The 17,326-nt window shown below is 68.7% G+C and carries 11 protein-coding genes, 1 tRNA gene and 1 pseudogene; 9 read left to right on the top strand and 4 right to left on the bottom strand.

The annotated features are described in order from the left end of the window. Positions 1–598 precede the first annotated feature (598 nt). Positions 599–1,987, bottom strand: a complete 1,389-nt coding sequence (locus LRQ07_RS06260; RefSeq protein ID WP_256536149.1) for a zinc-dependent metalloprotease — start codon at positions 1,985–1,987, stop codon at positions 599–601. A gap of 117 nt (positions 1,988–2,104) precedes the next feature. On the opposite strand from LRQ07_RS06260, the gene LRQ07_RS06265 reads away from it, so the two are divergent. The 3 genes from LRQ07_RS06265 to LRQ07_RS06275 all read left to right on the top strand — a co-directional run bounded on the left by LRQ07_RS06265 (position 2,105) and on the right by LRQ07_RS06275 (position 7,264). After that, the gene (locus tag LRQ07_RS06265; protein ID WP_256536150.1) at positions 2,105–3,196 is read left to right on the top strand and encodes a PDZ domain-containing protein; all 1,092 of its coding nucleotides are present in this window, start codon (positions 2,105–2,107) and stop codon (positions 3,194–3,196) included. Between the two features lie 77 nt (positions 3,197–3,273). Then, positions 3,274–6,183 carry a UPF0182 family protein gene (locus tag LRQ07_RS06270; RefSeq protein WP_256536151.1) on the top strand — a complete coding sequence of 970 codons (2,910 nt, stop codon included), beginning with the start codon at positions 3,274–3,276 and terminating at the stop codon, positions 6,181–6,183. A 109-nt stretch (positions 6,184–6,292) separates the two neighbouring features. Continuing rightward, positions 6,293–7,264, top strand: a complete 972-nt coding sequence (locus tag LRQ07_RS06275; protein ID WP_256536152.1) for an arsenic resistance protein — start codon at positions 6,293–6,295, stop codon at positions 7,262–7,264. Positions 7,265–7,372: 108 nt separating this feature from the next. Here the strand turns inward: LRQ07_RS06275 and LRQ07_RS06280 are convergent. Further along, positions 7,373–7,446: transfer RNA gene (locus LRQ07_RS06280), tRNA-Met, on the bottom strand. Positions 7,447–7,540: 94 nt separating this feature from the next. Here LRQ07_RS06280 and LRQ07_RS06285 point away from each other — a divergent pair. Continuing rightward, on the top strand, positions 7,541–8,350 hold the full coding sequence (locus LRQ07_RS06285; protein ID WP_256536153.1) for a carbon-nitrogen hydrolase family protein: 810 nt from the start codon (positions 7,541–7,543) through the stop codon (positions 8,348–8,350). Positions 8,351–8,375: 25 nt separating this feature from the next. On the opposite strand, the pseudogene LRQ07_RS06290 reads toward LRQ07_RS06285, so the two are convergent. After that, positions 8,376–9,576, bottom strand: a pseudogene (locus LRQ07_RS06290) (aminotransferase class I/II-fold pyridoxal phosphate-dependent enzyme). A gap of 98 nt (positions 9,577–9,674) precedes the next feature. On the opposite strand from LRQ07_RS06290, the gene LRQ07_RS06295 reads away from it, so the two are divergent. From LRQ07_RS06295 to LRQ07_RS06305, 3 genes are read left to right on the top strand one after another with little or no spacing between them, the layout of a single operon-like run. Beyond that, positions 9,675–11,252 (top strand): S1C family serine protease, encoded by a 1,578-nt coding sequence (locus LRQ07_RS06295; RefSeq protein WP_256536154.1) that lies wholly within the window; start codon positions 9,675–9,677, stop codon positions 11,250–11,252. A 48-nt stretch (positions 11,253–11,300) separates the two neighbouring features. Next, a complete protein-coding gene (locus LRQ07_RS06300) occupies positions 11,301–12,554 on the top strand; it encodes a CDP-glycerol glycerophosphotransferase family protein (protein ID WP_256536155.1) in 1,254 nt (417 codons plus the stop codon). Further along, positions 12,551–13,987 carry a CDP-glycerol glycerophosphotransferase family protein gene (locus tag LRQ07_RS06305; protein ID WP_256536156.1) on the top strand — a complete coding sequence of 479 codons (1,437 nt, stop codon included), beginning with the start codon at positions 12,551–12,553 and terminating at the stop codon, positions 13,985–13,987. Before LRQ07_RS06300 ends, LRQ07_RS06305 begins: the two co-directional genes overlap by 4 nt. A gap of 18 nt (positions 13,988–14,005) precedes the next feature. Here the strand turns inward: LRQ07_RS06305 and LRQ07_RS06310 are convergent, their stop codons facing one another. Beyond that, positions 14,006–15,079: a glycosyltransferase family 2 protein gene (locus LRQ07_RS06310; protein ID WP_227991527.1), complete on the bottom strand. Its 1,074-nt coding sequence runs from the start codon at positions 15,077–15,079 to the stop codon at positions 14,006–14,008. A gap of 116 nt (positions 15,080–15,195) precedes the next feature. Here LRQ07_RS06310 and LRQ07_RS06315 point away from each other — a divergent pair, with 116 nt between their 5' ends. Both LRQ07_RS06315 and LRQ07_RS06320 read left to right on the top strand, forming a co-directional pair. Next, positions 15,196–16,479, top strand: a complete 1,284-nt coding sequence (locus LRQ07_RS06315) for a CDP-glycerol glycerophosphotransferase family protein (protein WP_134353407.1) — start codon at positions 15,196–15,198, stop codon at positions 16,477–16,479. Further along, positions 16,476–17,255 carry a biotin--[acetyl-CoA-carboxylase] ligase gene (locus tag LRQ07_RS06320; protein ID WP_256536157.1) on the top strand — a complete coding sequence of 260 codons (780 nt, stop codon included), beginning with the start codon at positions 16,476–16,478 and terminating at the stop codon, positions 17,253–17,255. Before LRQ07_RS06315 ends, LRQ07_RS06320 begins: the two co-directional genes overlap by 4 nt. Positions 17,256–17,326: the final 71 nt, after the last annotated feature.

Here is a 17,326-nt window from a genome sequence, read left to right on the forward strand (position 1 = left end):
CGACACGGGAAGGTGCGGGATGTCGTCACGGAGGAAGCGGGCGAATGGCAGAGCGGCGGCGGCACCTCGCACGAGCACGACGGCGACGGCGGGTGGCTGAGCAGGATCGACGAGGGTGATGCCCTCGTCCACGAGCGACTCCCGCACGCGGTATTCGCACCTGCCGTCGGAGATGCCGATGCTCTCGACCCAGGCGGGGCGGGCCGCGGCTGGCTCATCGACCAGGAGCGGCTCCACCCGGGCGAGCAGGGCGCGAGCCTCTTCGCGCGGGGCGCCGGCGGCATGGGCGATCACGTCGAACGATCCCCGGCGGAAGGACGAGCGCAGGCGGCTGAGGAGGCGCTCCACCCAGGGGGCGACCGCATCGAAGCTCAGGGCACTGTCGTAGCCGAGCTGGAGCGTGCATTCGTCGCGCCACAGCAGTGGCGCGTTCGGGTCCACGCGCGTGAGGATCGGGGGAGTGAGCGGCATCCCTCCGATTCTGGAGGGGGCACGCGCACGGCGGACGCCACTCCGCCGCTTCGGTGGAGAACTTCCCGCAATTGGCACGATGGGGGAGGAGAAGTGCGGCTTCCCCGTTCCGTCCGCGACGCGTCGGTCAGACGGGTCGGTCGCCTTCCGGGGCAGCGTCGTCGTCGCCGTCTTCGGGCTTCTCCTCCGCGAAGTCTTCGCCGTCGAGCAGCCGCGCCAGCGCCTCGTCGAACTCGTCGGCGACCGGCTGCTCACCGCGCTCCGCGGCCTGCAGTCGCGCCACGATCGCCCGGGGGTCGTCGATGTCGTCGGCGGTCGGCATCAGGTCCGGGTAGTCCCACAGCGAGTCCCGTGCACCGATACCCACGGCGTCCGTCACGGCCTGCCACATCGCCGACGCCTCCCGCATCCGCCGCGGACGAAGCTTGAGCCCGACGAGTGCGCCGAGTGCGTCCTCCGCGGGGCCGCCCACCGCGCGTCTCCGGCGGGCTGCTTCCGCGATGCGCGCACCGTCGGGGAGCCGCGAGGTCGCCTGTGCGGTCACCACGTCGACCCACCCGTCGATCGTCGCGATGAGGTTCTCCAGCCGGGTCAGCGCTTCGCGCTGGGCTTCGCTCTGCACAGGAAGCAGTGCGCCGCCCTCGATGGCCGCACGCAACTCCTCCGGGTCGGAGGGGTCGAGCCGGCTCGCGACGTCTTCCAGGGCATCCACGTCGACCGTGACGCCGCGGGCGAAGTCCGTGATCTGCGCCATCACGTGCAGGTGCAGCCATTTCGCGTGCCGGTAGAGACGCGCATACGCGAGCTCCCGGGTCGCGAGGTAGAGCGCGATCTGGTCTTCCGGAATCTCGAGGCCCTCGCCGAAAGCGGTGAGGTTCTGCGGGATCACGGCCGCCGTGCCGGCGGGGAGCACGGGGATTCCCACGTCGCCACCGGAGACGACCTCGAGCGAGAGGTTCCCCAGGACCTGCCCGAACTGCGCCGCGAACACGGATCCGCCCAGACCCCGCATCAGCTTTCCGGCGCCCTGGACGACGCCGCGCATCTCCTCGGGGACCTGCGTGTCCAGTGCGGAGGTCAGTGCATCGGCGATGCTGGTCGACACCGGATCGGCGATCTCCTTCCACACCGGAAGGGTCTTCTCGACCCACTCGCCGCGCGTCATCGCGATCGGGGATTCGGCGAGCTCCGAGATCGTGGTCGCCTCGCCCAGCCAGAGGTTGGCGAGAGAGAAGGAATCGGCGAGTGAGGTGCGTGATCCGTCGCTGATGCCCTGCCCGTCGCGGTTGGCGATGAACAGGGCCTGACGCAGGGCGTTCTCCCAGGGGTCGCCGCCGAACGCGCCCTGGAGCTGCGACATGATCGTCTGCATCATCGCGGGGTCGAGGCTGAAGCCGTCCATTCCTTCGAACGCGCCGCGCAGTGCCTCGGGGTCGATGTCGCCACCGCCCTGGTTCGCGAGCATCCGTCGGAGGAACTCCTGGAAGTCCTCGGGGGTCGGGTCGTTGTCTGCCATGTCGCTCGCCTCTCAGCACATCTCTTGCCGTGGCATCTACGCTAGTCACAGGTTTCTGCGCGCGACCCCGATGCGGGCAGATCGGTGTACGCCGCTCGCGAACGACGGAGGAATGCTGTGGATCGAACGCGGTCTGGAAAGCCTGGACTCGGAGTCTGGGCGCTGATCGTCGCGCTCGTCGCCCTCGTCGTACTGACGTTCCTGCCGTCGCCCTATGTGATCCAACGGCCCGGTCCGGTCTACGACACGCTCGGCACCGCGACCGACAAGGACGGCGACGAGGTTCCGCTGATCAAGGTCGACGGCGCCGAGACGTTCGAGACGGCCGGCACGCTGGATCTGACCACCGTGCAGGTCGTGGGGAACCGTGAGCGAACCCCGAGCTGGTTCGAGCTGGCCCTGGCCTGGATGGACTCCTCGCGCGCCGTCGTGCCGCTGGACTCCGTCTTCCCCGAAGGCGTGACGACCGAGCAGCGCGACGAGCGCAACGCCACGCTGATGATCGACTCACAGCACGAGGCCACCGCAGCCGCGTTGAACGAGCTCGGGTACGACACCGGCGCGCAGGTCGTGGTGGTCGACGCCGTCGCCGACTCGCCGGCACAGGGGGTGCTCGAGGCCGACGACGTGATCACCGCGATCGACGGCGCACCGGTGGCCTCGGCGACGCAGCTGCGAGAGGCGATCCAGGTGGCGGCGGGCGATCCCGTGACGCTCACCGTGCTGCGTGATGGCGAGGAGCAGACGGTCGAGGTGACACCGGTGGAGCACGTGGAGGGCGGGGTCACGACCTGGCTCATCGGCGTCACGCTCCGCACGGACTACGACTTCGAGATCGATGTCACCATCCAGTTGGACAACGTCGGCGGGCCCAGTGCAGGGATGATGTTCGCGCTGGGGATCATCGACACCCTCACGGAGGGGGAGCTCAACGGTGGGGAGAACATCGCCGGCACCGGGACCATCGATGCCGCGGGCACCGTGGGTCCGATCGGCGGGATCCGGCAGAAGCTGTACGGTGCGCGCGATGCCGGCGCGGAGTTCTTCCTCGCGCCCGCGTCGAACTGCGACGAGGTCGTCGGGCACGTCCCGGACGGACTCCAGGTGATCCGCACCGCGACGCTCGACGAGTCGCTCGCCGCGCTCGAGGTGATCGCCGACGACGGCGACGTCGCCGCGCTGCCGACGTGCGAGACCGCCGGCAGCTGATCCCCGACCGGGCACCGTGACCTCGCCGTGACCGGGATGACAGCCTGCGCACAGTGAGCGATGCCTAGGATGGAGGGGTGACCTCGACCTCAGCTCCGACTCCGGCCACGCCTCGAACGTCCCGACGTATTCTCGGCATCTCTCTGGTGATCATCGCCGCCCTGATCGCGGTGTTCTTCGTGTTCGCCTCCCTCTACACCGAATTCCTCTGGTTCGACCAGCTGGGCTTCACCGGTGTCCTCACCACGCAGTGGATCGCCACGGCGGTGATGTTCGTGGTGGGCTTCCTCGGTATGGCGGTGCCGCTGTTCGTCGCCATCCAGCTCGCGTACCGGCTGCGCCCGGTGTACGTGCGGCTCAGCTCTCAACTGGACCGCTACCAGGAGGTCATCGAGCCGCTTCGTCGACTTGCGATGTGGGGCATGCCGATCTTCTTCGGGCTGTTCGCCGGATTCGCCGCCGCAGGGCAGTGGAAGACGGTGTGGCTCTGGGCCAACGGTGTCGCCACGTCCAGTGTCGACCCGCAGTTCGGCATCGACACCGGGTTCTACATGTTCGCGATGCCGTTCTACTCGATCCTGCTCGCGTTCGTGTCGGCGGTCCTGCTCCTCGCGCTCCTGGTCACCGCGCTCGTCTCCTACCTGTACGGATCGGTTCGTGTGGGTCAGGGAGAGCTGCGCATCTCCAAGCCTGCGCGTATCCAGCTCGCGGTCATCGCGGGTCTTTACCTGCTCGTGCAGGCGGCGAGCCTGTGGCTCGACCAGTACAAGACCCTCGTGGAGCCCGATGACCGCATCACGGGTGCGGCGTACACGGGTGTCAACGCGACGATCCCGGGCCTCGCGATCCTCGCCATCATCGCCGCCGTCGTGGCGATCCTGTTCTTCGTCACCGCGGTCATCGGCCGCTGGCGCTTCCCGCTCGCTGCCACGGCGCTCCTGATCGTCGCCGCCCTCGTGGTCGGGGTCGGCTACCCCTGGGTCGTCACCACCTTCCAGGTGAAGCCGAACCAGAACGCCTACCAGGCGGAGTACTACCAGCGGAACATCGACGGCACGAAGGAGGCCTACGGCGTCGCAGACCTCGAGACCACGCCGTTCGCCGCCAAGACGGACGCCGAGGCCGGTCAGCTGCGCGCCGATGCCGAGACCACGGCGTCAACCCGCATCATGGACCCCAAGGTCATCCCGCCCACGGTGCGTCAGCTCGAGCAGTACCGCGGCTACTACCAGTTCCAGACGACCATGGATGTCGACCGCTACGAGATCGATGGCCAGATGCAGGACACCGTGGTGTCCGTGCGTGACCTCGACATGTCGGGTCTCGGCGACGGTGACAACTGGAACAACCGTGTGGCGGTCTACACGCACGGCTACGGTCTCGTGGCCGCCGCGGGTAACCAGCGGACCTCGGACGGCGAGCCGGTGTTCCTCGAGCGCGGCATCCCGTCCTCCGGGTTCCTGACGGACCGGGAGAATTTCGAGCCTCGTGTCTACTTCGGCGAGAAGTCGCCCGAGTACTCGATCGTCGGAGCGCCCGAAGGCGCCGAGCCGGCCGAGATCGACTACCCCCGGGGCAAGGACGGCTCGAGCGAGACCAAGACGACGTTCTCCGGTGACGGCGGGCCCAAGATCGGCGACACGTTCACGAAGCTCTTGTACGCGCTGAAGTTCCAGTCGGAGCAGATCCTGTTCTCGAACCTCGTGAACGAGGAGTCGCAGATCCTCTACGACCGCGACCCGAAGACCCGTGTGCAGAAGGTCGCGCCCTACCTCGAGCTCGACAGCGATCCGTACCCGAGTGTGGTGGACGGTCGTATCGTCTGGATCGTCGACGGCTACACGACGAGCCAGACCTACCCGTACTCGACGAGCGTGAGCCTGTCGGACGCGATCGCCGACTCCAACGTCACGTCGCCGACGCTGGCCATCGACGACATCAACTACATCCGCAACTCGGTCAAGGCCACGGTCGACGCCTACGACGGCTCCGTGACGCTGTACGCCTGGGACGATGAGGACCCGGTCCTCAAGACCTGGCAGAAGATCTACCCGTCGACGCTGAAGCCGATCAGCGAGATGTCGGGTGAGTTGATGAGCCACGTGCGCTACCCGACGGATCTGTTCAAGGTGCAGCGCGACATCCTCGGCGTCTACCACGTCGACAAGGCCGGCTCCTTCGCACAGCAGGACAACCGGTGGCAGACGCCGAACGACCCGCGCAGCGAGTCGATGCTGCAGCCGCCGTACTACCTGACGATGCAGATGCCCGGCCAGGAGTCCCCGCGGTTCTCGATGTTCTCGACGTTCATCCCGAACTCGCAGGGCTCGGGCGGCAGCCGCGACGTGCTCATGGGCTACCTCGCGGTGGACTCGGACGCCGGTTCGGAGAAGGGCGTGAAGGCAGAGGGCTACGGCCAGCTGCGGATGCTCGAGATCGACACGGACACGACGGTGCCGGGCCCCGGCCAGGTGCAGAACACCTACAACTCCGACACGTCCGTCGTGCCTCAGCTCAACCTGCTGCAACAGGGAGAGTCGGAGGTCATCTACGGCAACCTGCTGACGTTGCCCGTCGGTGGCGGTCTGCTCTATGTGCAGCCGGTGTACGTGCAGTCCTCGGAGGGCACGCAGCTGCCGCGTCTGCAGAAGGTGCTGGTCGCGTTCGGTGATCGCGTCGCTTTCGAGAACACGCTGACCGAGGCTCTGGACACGCTCTTCGGCGGTGATTCCGGTGCCACCGGTGGTGACGACACGGTCGAGCCGAGTGACCCGGAGACGGAGAACCCGGACGCCGGCGAGACGCCGACCGAGCCCACGCAGCCGCCGGATGCGCAGGCCGACGCCCTGGCTGCCGCGCAGCAGGCATTGGTCGACCGTGAGACGGCGCTGCAGTCGGGCGACCTCACGAAGTTCGCGGAGGCCGATGAGCGCCTCACCGCGGCCGTCGAGAAGCTCCTGGAGCTGGACGCCGCCGCCGAGGAGTGAGTCGTCCCGCACCGCAGTGAATGGGCGCCCCCGTGAGGGGGCGCCCATTTCTGTTCCACCGGCGCGGCTCCGACTCGCGAGTGGTCGTGAGGCAGGACATGCTGGTGGCATGCGAAGCGTGATCGTCTGGGGTGAGCGTCACCAGGTCGCCCTCTATCTCGCGGCGATCGCCGCGGGTGGCGTGCTGGGACTGCTGGTGCCCTCTGCAGCGCGTCCGCTCGAACTCGCGATCACCCCGGTGCTCGGTGTGCTCCTCTTCGCCACCTTCCTCGGAGTGCCCTTCCCGGCGATCGGCCGGGCGTTTCGCGACGGGCGGTTCCTCGCCGTCCTCCTCGCGGTGAACTTCGTGATCGTGCCCGTGGTGGTGTTCGGGCTCTCGCGTTTCGTGGCGCATGACGCGGCGTTGCTGGCCGGCGTCCTCCTGGTGCTGCTGACCCCCTGCGTCGACTATGTGATCGTGTTCACCGGGCTCGGGGGAGGGGCGAAGGAACGGCTGCTCGCGGCAGCACCGATCCTGATGCTCGGACAGATGCTGCTGCTCCCGCTCTTTCTGTGGTGGTTCGTCGGCGTGGACCTGGTTCGAACCGTCGAGCTCACCCCGTTCATCGAGGCCTTCGTCTGGGTGATCCTCCTGCCCCTCGCGGCCGCGGGGGCAGTGCAGTACGCGGCGTCTCGGTCGCGGTGGGGGCGGAGCGTCGAGGCGGTGGCGGCCGCTGCGATGGTGCCGCTGATGATGCTGACGCTCGCCGTCGTCGTCGCCTCCCAAGTGCACGGCGTGAGTGCGCGCCTGGCGGACCTCTGGGTCGCCGTGCCGATCTTCCTCGGGTTCGCCGCCCTGATGCTCCCTCTCGGCGCAGTCGCCGGTCGTGTCTCGAAGCTCGGCGTCCCCGCTCGACGTGCGATCGTCTTCTCCGGCGCGACACGCAACTCGCTCGTTGTCCTTCCGCTGGCGCTCGCGCTTCCGGCATGCTTCGCTCTCGCACCGTTGGTGGTGGTGACGCAGACGATCGTCGAGCTGATCGTGATGGTGGTCTTCGTCCGGCTCGTTCCGCGATTCATCCGAACCGTGGAGATCTCGTGATTCGGCCGGCTTCGCGCCCGCGGGCGACGTCCACGCGCACGTGCTCCTGCAGGAAAGGCGAAAGGCCCTCTGATCTGGATTTCTCTAGATCAGAGGGCCTTTCATTTGTTGCGGGGACAGGATTTGAACCTGCGACCTCCGGGTTATGAGCCCGGCGAGCTACCGAACTGCTCCACCCCGCGGCACAAGAAGTAACTTATCACGGAATGCGGACCTCGGCGAATCGAGGCGCCCGGGGATGACGCCCCGGGCGTGTCGATGCGGGAGGATGGATGCATGTCCGAGACAGCAGCCGTCCCCGTCGCCGTGTGTCAGTTCGCGCCGACCGCTTCCCGTTCGGAGAACCGCGAGAGGATCGCGGAGTTGACGGCGGAGGCAGCGGCTCGCGGGGCCAGGCTGATCGTCTTCCCCGAGTACTCGAGCTACTTCGTCGACCCGATGGACGAGAGCCTCGCGGCGAACGCGGAAGACCTCGACGGGGACTTCGTCACGACGCTCACCGCGCTCGCCGCCGATCATGCGGTCGTGATCGTCGCAGGGCTGGTGGAGCGCGCGTCGGACGACCGCCGCGTCCGGAACACGCTCGTCGCGGTGCGGGGTGACGGCATCCTCGCGGTCTATCGCAAGCAGCACCTCTACGACGCGTTCGGACAGGCGGAGTCCGACTGGATCGAGGCCGGCGACGTGGGGGAGGCGTCGACGTTCGAGCTCGCCGGTCTGCGGTTCGGGCTCATGACCTGTTACGACCTGCGTTTCCCGGAGGTCGCCAGGTCGCTGGTCGACGCGGGGACCGATGCGCTGGTCGTGCCTGCGGAGTGGGTGCGAGGTCCGCTCAAGGAGCACCACTGGACCACGCTGCTCGCCGCGCGTGCGATCGAGAACACCGTGTACGTGGTCGCGGCGGACCACCCCACGCCGATCGGCGTCGGGCATTCGCAGATCATCGATCCGCAGGGTGTCGTCCTCGCCGGGGTCGGTACCGCGCCCGGAATCGCGGTGGCGGTCGTGGAACGCTCTGCGATCGACCGGGTGCGCGCCGTGAACCCCTCGCTCCGTGTGCGGCGGTACGCCGTCGTGCCGCGCTGAGGGAACGATCCGGTCCCTCGAACGCTCAGGCGGTGAAATCGGCTAGGCGGGACGCCGCCTCCTCCAAGACATCCACTCGCTTGCACGCGGCGAAGCGCACGAGTCCCGCGTACTCCTGTCGATGCGGTTCCGACACGAACGCGGTCAACGGGATGGCGACGACTCCGACACGTTCCGGCAGGGCTCGGCAGAACGCCGCGGCGTCCGTGCCGCCGAGCGCGGTCGCATCGGCCACCGTGAAGTAACCGCCCTGTGGCGTGTGCACCGTGAACCCGGCCGCGCGCAGTCCGTCGCCGAGGATCCCGTGCTTGTGGGCGAGCGCGGATGAGGCATCGGCGAAGGTGGAGTCGGAGAGTCGGAGCCCCGTGGCGACGGCGGGCTGGAAGGGGGATCCGTTCACGTATGTGAGGTACTGCTTCACCGTGAGCACCGCCGTGATGAGAGCGGCGGGTCCGTGCACCCAGCCGATCTTCCATCCGGTGACCGAGAAGGTCTTGCCGGCGGAAGAGATCGTCAGGGTGCGCTCGGCGGCGCCGGGCAGTGTCGCGATCGGCGTGTGGGGAGCCTCGAAGGAGAGGTGCTCGTACACCTCGTCAGTCACGATGACGGCGTCGTGCCGCGCAGCGAGCCGCACCACCTCGGTGAGGACGTCGTGTCCGAAGACCGCACCCGTCGGATTGTGCGGGTCGTTGACGAGGATGATCCGCGTGCGATCATTCACGGTGGCCGCGAGCTGGTCCAGATCGGGCTGGAAGTCGGGCGCGGAGCGGAACCGTGCGCAGGCGCGCTCCCGCCAGAGCGACCGCTGCGGCGTAGGAGTCGTAGTACGGCTCGAAGACGACCACCTCGTCGTCGGGACCGTCGATCAGTGCGAGCAGCGTAGCCGTGAGCGCCTCGGTCGCCCCTGCCGTCACGATCACCTCGGTACCGGGGTCGACATCGAGCCCGTAGAACCGGCGTTGATGCTCGCTGATCGCCTGGAGCAGGTCGGGTACGCCGCGACCCGGCGGGTACTGGTTCGCCCCGTGGGCGATCGCGGCCCGAGCGGCTTCGAGCACCTCCGGAGGGCCGTCCTCGTCGGGGAATCCCTGTCCGAGATTGATCGCCCCGGTTCGGGCCGCGGCAGCGGACATCTCTGCGAAGATGGTGGGCGCGACGGTTCCGTCTGCGGCGAGCAGACCGGCGCCCGCCGCCGTGCGACGCCATGCGCCGGGGATGACACTCATGAAGAACAGGCTAAGGCCATAGCTGAAACTCATCTTCGACATAAGGAACGCACAGACACAGGCGTCATTCTGAAGTGGTCGTTGAAGGAGCACACACCATGAACGAAGACAACACACAGGACCACTCGGTACCCGCGTCGAACGACGCCGTGCCGTCCACCGAGGCAGCAGAGGTCGCCGCTCAGCCGGCGACGGAGGCCGCCGCTGACACCACCGCGCCGTCCGCCGTTTCGCCGGGTCCCTCCGCGCCGGCTCCCGTCGCCCCCGTCCAGGGACACGTCGTACCGCCGACCTTCACCTCGCAGGTGCCGGCGGCGCCCGTGGTCGAGCCCGTGCCGCACGTCTTCGCCGCCCCCGCGAACTCCGCGACGGCAACGGCCCCTGGTGCCGCGTTCGGCATCCCCACCGCCGCGTCCCACACGCAGCCCACGCAGCCCCTCGGTGCGGACACGCTTCCCGGCGAGGCGAAGGCCAAAGACCAGAAGTCCCGAGGCGGCGCGAAGATCGCGGCATTCATCGTCGCGGCCGCGCTCGTCGGCGGTGTCGCCGGGTTCGGTGGCGGCGCACTGCTGAACGGTCTTCAGAACCCGCCGTCCTCCGGCACGGCCTCGGGGCCGCAGACCGTCACGGTCAACAACCCCGGGTCGGTCAACGAGACCACCGCCGTCGCGACGTCGGCCCTCCCCTCCGTGGTCACCATCGAGGTCGCGGGCTCCCAGGAGGCCGGAAGCGGTTCCGGTGTCATCATCAGCGATGACGGCTACGTGCTCACGAATACCCACGTGGTGACGCTGGGCGGAGCCGTCGCCGATCCCACGATCCGGGTGACCGCCTCGGATGGGAAGCTCTACGAGGCCACGATCGTGGGCACCGACCCGATCTACGACCTCGCCGTGATCAAACTGAAGGACGCCAAGGGGCTCACGCCCATGAAGTTCGCCGATTCGTCGAAGCTCAACGTCGGCGACACCACGGTCGCGCTCGGCGCCCCGCTCGGCCTGGCGAACTCGGTCACCACCGGCATCGTCAGCGCACTCAACCGGAGCATCCAGATCGCGTCGTCGGCACTGCCGGACTCGTCCTCCGAGGATGCTCCTGAGCAGCAGTCGCCCGATCAGGGCCAGGGGCCCTTCCAGTTCGACATCCCCGGAAACTCTGGTCAGCAGACGTCCGATTCCATCTCGATCGCCGTGATCCAGACCGATGCCGCCATCAACCACGGCAACTCCGGGGGTGCGCTCGTCAACAGCAAGGGCGAGTTGATCGGCATCAACGTGGCGATCGCGAGTTCGGGCAACTCCGAGGACTCCGGTTCCATCGGCATCGGCTTCGCCATCCCGTCGAACATCGCCAAGCGGGTCTCCGACGAGATCATCGCCGATGGCGCAGCGACGCACGGCCTCCTCGGCGCCTCCGTCCAGGACGCCTCGAACGTCGAGGGCGCGACCGTCGCCGGCGCATACATCGCCGAGGCGAGCGACGGCGGCGCTGCGGCGGCAGCCGGCATCGAGAAGGGTGACATCGTCACCTCGTTCAACGGGGTTCCGATCACCAGCGCGACCGACCTCACGGCGCAGGTCCGCGCGGCGGCGGCCGGCAGCGATGCCCAGGTCACCTACGTCCGTGGCGGCAAGTCCTACGACATCGAGGTGACGCTCGGCGAACTCGCCGGCTGAGTCCCCGGTCTCACAGAGAAGGGCGCCGCCCCGCGATAGGCTCGCGAGGTGGCGTCCTTCTCTTTCGGCTCCGGCAACGCGGCCAAGCTGCTCCGGATCCCGTTGTACGCCGTCGGGCGCCTCGGCACCTTCCTCGTCCCGCGTGGGCGACGCTGGGTGTTCGGCTGCGGCGCAGGCATCGGCGACGGAGCCCTCGCCCTGTACCACCACGCTTCTTCGCTCGGCCACGAGACCCTGTGGCTCACCGGGTCCGCGCGCGAGGAGCGGGAGGCTACCGCCCTTGGCCTCCGGTTCGTCCGGAAGAACGGTCTGCGCGGCTGGTGGGCGACAGCCGGAGCGGGTGTCCTCGTCGTGACGCACGGTCTCGGCGACGTCAACCGCTACGCCGTCGGCGGCGCTTTCGTCGTCCAGCTCTGGCACGGGATCCCGCTGAAGAGGATCGGACTGGATTCGCCGGCCACGACGCAGGTGCCGAAGGTTCCCGGAGCGCCCCTTCTACGCCGGGTGATCGCCCTCCTGTACCGTGCGACCGCCCAGCGGATCCGCGTGCTGCCGGCGGCTTCGACCCGTGCCAGGGGGCGACTGGAATCGGCATTTGGTCTCGGGGACGATCGGGTGGTCGTGACCGGTGAGCCGCGCGTCGATGTGCTCTCCGCCGGCTCGGGTGAGGAACGTCGGAACGCAGCCTCCGCGCTTCTCCACCGCGTCGTCGGGGAGATCCCGGAGGGGGCGCGGACGATCCTCTATGCGCCGACCTGGCGTGACGGAGCGCCCGATCCGGCGGTACCGTCCGCTACGGAGTGGATCTCCATCCTCCGCCTCCTCGAAGAGCAGAACGCGGTGCTGCTCGTGAGGTCGCACCCTCTGGGAGCGGGGGGCTATGTGCCACCGCTGCCGAGCCGGAGGGTCCGCGCGCTCGGCGCGTCCGTCCTGGCCGATGTGACGCCTGCGCTCGCCGCCGTGGATGTGCTGGTCACCGACTACTCCTCGCTCGCTTACGACGTCGGACTGCTGAGGATGCCGGTGCTCTTCCTGGCCCCGGACGCGGCGGAGTACGCGCGGACTCGAGGCTTCTACGGTCGGTTCGAGGAGGTAGCCGGCTCCGCGACAGCCGCGGACTGGCCGTCGCTTCTCACGCAACTCGAGCACCTCCTGTCCGATGCCGACTCGTACGACGCGGCGTCGGCACGTTCCGCTACGCTCAGCGCGACGATGCATGCGCATCGGGACGGTCGCAACACGGAGCGCGTGTACCGCGTGATCCGCGCACGGGGGATCCCCGCGCCGAAGGGAGCAGTATGACAACGGCCCGCATCGATGACGTGGCAGAGACGCTGGTCATCGCAGGGACCGGTCAGCGTCCGGCCACGGCGACGCTCGTCGGACCGCGGGCGCGGGTGGAGGCTCGCGTCAGCGGAGGCGGCAAGACCTGGAAGGCCACGTTCGCGTTGCAGGCCTCGCGCTGGGGCGGGCCCTCGCTTCCGCTTCCCGCCGGCGCGTATGAACTGCGGATCGCAGACGTCGACCTCGACGCTCTGCGCATCGATCCCGTCGTCCTCCGCGGAGTACGCGTCGCCGTCACCGGGAGCGCTGTCCGCATCGCACCGCCGATCGACCCCGTATACGAGACCGCCGAGGGACGATCGACCCTCGAGGAGCGTTACGTCGCGCAGTCCGGCGGCACCGAGAACGCGGTCTTCTTCGAGAGCTTCTACGGCCGCAGCGTGGGCTGCAATCCGCGAGCGATCGACCGGGAGCTCGCAGCGAGGGCGCCCGGTGTGCGGCGCTACTGGAGCGTCGTCGACCTCTCCGTCGAGGTGCCGGACGGGGCGATCGCGGTCGTCGAAGGAAGCCCGCAGTGGTGGCACGCGCGGGGCGCTGCCCGGCTCCTCGTCGTGAACGACTGGCTGCGCCGTCGTTTCGCCCGCAAACCCGGACAGAAGGTCGTGCAGACCTGGCACGGGACGCCGTTGAAGCGTCTCGCGCTGCACCGTCCCGGTTTCGATCCGCGTCGGATGGCCGCCGTCGTGAAGGAATCGCGTCGATGGGACGTGCTGCTGGCTCAGAACACGTACTCCGAGCGCATACTCCGCAAGGCATATGCGTTCTTCGGACGACCGATCTGGGTGGAGGGGTACCCCCGGAACGACGCGCTGATCACGGGGGACCCCGCCGCGATCCGCAAGGATCTGGGCATCGAGCCCGAGGAGCGGGTGCTTCTCTATGCCCCGACCTGGCGTGACGATCGCGCGGAGATGGTCGACTTCGTGGATGCGGAGCGTCTCGCCCGAGAGGCGAATGCCGTGGTGCTCGTGCGTGGGCACTCGCGGACGCTGGAACAAGGACGAGACCGTGCCGGAGCGCGCGTGATCGACGTGACAGGCTACCCGGAGACCGCGCGTCTGCTGCTCGCTGCGGACGCGCTGATCACCGACTACTCCTCGGTGATGTTCGACTTCAGCGTCACGGGCAAGCCGATGTACTTCCTGGTACCGGATCTCGACCACTATCGCGGTCAGCTGCGAGGTTTCTACTTCGACCTCGCGGAGCGGGCCCCGGGTCCGCTGGTGCGTACGCAGGAGGAGCTGGCCGCGGCGCTCGAAGACCCGGAGCACGAAGCCGCGTTCGCCGAGCGCTATACGGCGTGGCGACGACAGTTCAACTCCCGCGACGACGGCCGTGCTGCCGAGCGGGTGGTCGATCGCATCCTCGACCTCGGTTTCGTCACACCCTGATCCGGCCGCTCACGCGTCTCAGGGGAGTGGCGTGTTCCGGGTGCCCAAGCGCGAAGCATCCACGGTGTCCCGAGCGCCTCGGAGCACGCCGCCGAGGAACCCGATGCCCCACGAGAGGTGCATCGTGGGCAGGACGAGCAGAGTCCACAGCCGTTGGCGAGCACCGCCGCCGCCGGGCGCGAGAGCGACGCCCATCACCAGCAACACGTACAGGGCGAGTGGCCCGTAGACGAGGATCGAGGCGACCCAGGAGACCGCGCCGGTGATGACTCCTGCCAGCTGGAGCGCTCCCAGGACGAGGGCGAGCGCGGCCACGAGCACGAGCGCGGGGGGAGCGAAATAGCGGAGGCCGTTGCGTCGCCCGAAGCGTCGCACCAGCTCACCCCGCCAGGCGCCCGTCGCGCGGAACTGCCGCGCCAGCCGCGTCCAGCTCTCCCGGGGCCAGTAGGTGACGGACAGGTCGGGATCGAACCAGACGCGGTGGCCGGCCTGTCGGATGCGGAGGTTGAGCTCCCAGTCCTCGCCGCGCCGGATCGTCTCGTCGAAGAGACCCACCTCATCGAGAACCTCGCGGCGCATGACGCCGAGGTAGGCCGACTCGGCCTCGCCCTCCTGCGAGCTTCCGTGGTAGGCGCCTCCGCCGAGTCCGACGGGGGAGTTGTAGAGGCGTGCAACGGACTTCTGGAACGGCGTACGCCCCTCGGCGTGCATGACACCGCCGACGTTGGCCGACGCCGTGCGTTCCAGCGTGGCCAGCGCTCGGGCGGCGTAGCCGGGGGAGAGTTCGGAGTGTGCGTCGACGCGGACGATCGTCGCGTAGCGGCTGGCGCGGATGGCGGCGTTCAGCCCCACGGGGATGTGCGCAGCCGGGTTGCCGACGAGCCGGATGCGCTCGTCCGTCTCTGCGAGCCGCTGGGCCAGCTCCGTCGTCCCATCGGTGGAGGGGCCGAGAGCCAGCACGAGCTCCGTGGGCACATCGACGTCTTGAGCGAGCACGGACTCGACCGCGTGCTCCAGGTAGGCGTGTTCGTTGAGCACCGGCATCACGAAGGACACCCCGGGCAGGGGAGCGGCTGACTCGTCGGCTGGCACATGACGATCATGTCACGGCGGCTTCCGGCTTTGCCTGAGGGGAAGCCGTCATGCGCGTCGCAGCCCGGATCGTTCACCGGCCGGGGCTCGCCGCGCGGACGAACTACTCTGGAGGGATGGGTGCACTGTCTGACGCGAAGAAGGCGTACCGTCTGCTGAAGCGGGCGCTCGCATCCCGGACCGCCGTCCAGCGGGTGCGTCGTCGCCTCGCCGAAACTGAGCCGTATCCGACGGGGCACTTCAAAGTGGCGGTGTACTTCGCCGACGGTGCGGTCAACATGTACCAGATGCGGCAGTGGTATCGTCCGCTCGCGGAGCTCGCCCGCCGCTGGCCGGTCGTCGTGCTCTCGCGGCAGGCGACGGGCACCGAGAAGCTCCTGGACGAGGCCTCGCCTCCGGTCGCATTCGTGCCGAAGGTCCGCGATCTCGAGCGCTTCATCGCGACGCAGGACATCCGCATCGTGCTGTACGTCAACCAGAACACCCGCAACTTCCAGATGTTCCGTTACGGGCGGCGGTGGCACGTGTTCATCAACCACGGCGAGTCCGACAAGATGTACATGACCACGAACCAGTACAAGGCGTACGACTATGCGTTCGTGGCCGGCCAGGCCGCGCGGGACCGCCTCTCGCGGACGCTCTGGGACTACGACGTGGATCGCCGCACGATCGAGATCGGGCGCCCTCAGGCCGATCACTACTCCGGCACGCTGCCCTTCGTCCCCGATGACCGTACGGTCGTGCTGTACGCCCCCACGTGGGAGGGCGACAGGCCCAGCGCGCACTACGGATCGATCGCATCGCACGGCGAAACCCTCGTGGCACGCCTGCTCGCCACCGGACAGCACCGGGTGATCTATCGTCCGCATCCCCGCAGTGGCGTCGTCGATGAGGCCTACGGCGCCGCGCATCGACGGATCATCGCGGCTATCGCTGCGGCGAACGCCGCGGACCCGCGCGCCCAGCACGTCTACGACGACGGCCCCGAGCTCGGATGGCAGCTCACCGCCGCGGACGTCGCGATCGTCGACATCTCCGCCATGGTCTACGACCGGCTCGCTGCGGGGAAGCCGCTGATGATCACGCGCCCCACGGATGATCAGGCCTCTGTCGACACGCAGGGCTATCTGTCCGACTGCGAGTGGCTGACCGCCGAGTCGGCGGCGGACGTCGTCGCCGAGATCGAGCGCGTGCGGGTCGATGAGGCGGCGATCGCCCGACTGCGGATGTGGGTGCAGCACTACTTCGGTGACACCACACAGGGGGTGGCGACCGCGAAGTTCCATGCCGCCGTGGACGGGCTCATGCAGGAGTGGGAACGATGGCAGGCCCACGAGGTCGGGGCGGTCCGCGAAGACGAGGATGACGACGACGAAGAAGCCGACGAAGAGGACGCATGAGCATCGGCTTCCCGCGCTCCACCGCGATCGTGCCGCGCCTGGATCTGGTGGCGCGAACGGGGTCGACCAACGCGGACCTTCGCGGGCATGCGCACGACGCGGACGGCTGGCCGCACCTGTCGATCCTGGCGACCCACGACCAGACCGCGGGTCGGGGGCGGCTCGATCGGACCTGGGTGGCGCCGGATGGTTCAGCCCTTGCGGTTTCCGTGCTGTTGCGCGCTCTTCCGGCGGAACCGGCGTCGCGGGGCTGGATACCACTGCTCGCGGGACTGGCGATGGCGGAGGCCGTGGCCGCGCAGCTCCCGGACGAGGAGGTCGCGGTGAAGTGGCCGAACGACGTGCTCGTCGATGGTCGGAAGATCTGCGGAATCCTCGCTGAGGCGGCGTCGGACGCCATCATCGTCGGCGCCGGAGTGAACACGGCGATGACGGTGGAGCAGCTCCCCGTCGCCACGGCGACATCGTTCGCGGCGCAGGGCGTCGACGTCGACGAGGATCAGCTGCTCGCGACCTACGTGACGGCGCTCGACACCCGGCTCACGGACCTCGTCGCCGCCGCCGGAGACGCCGTCGCGAGCGGCGCCCACGGTGCCGTCACCGAACGATGCGCGACTGTCGGGCAGGCGATCCGGGTGTCGATGCCGGGCGATCGCACGCAGGAAGGCACGGCCATCGGCCTCGATGCGGAAGGGCGGCTGCTGGTCGTCTCCGAAGGCGTGGAGCACGCGATATCCGCGGGTGACGTCGTGCACGTGCGTCCTGCGGGAAGCTGACACGCCGAGGCACACACGGGCTTGTCGGGGATCACAGGCACAATGGTGGGGTGACCCAGCCTGTGACGCTC

The organism is Microbacterium sp. J1-1 (genome assembly GCF_024498615.1).
Lineage (GTDB): Bacteria > Actinomycetota > Actinomycetes > Actinomycetales > Microbacteriaceae > Microbacterium > Microbacterium aurugineum.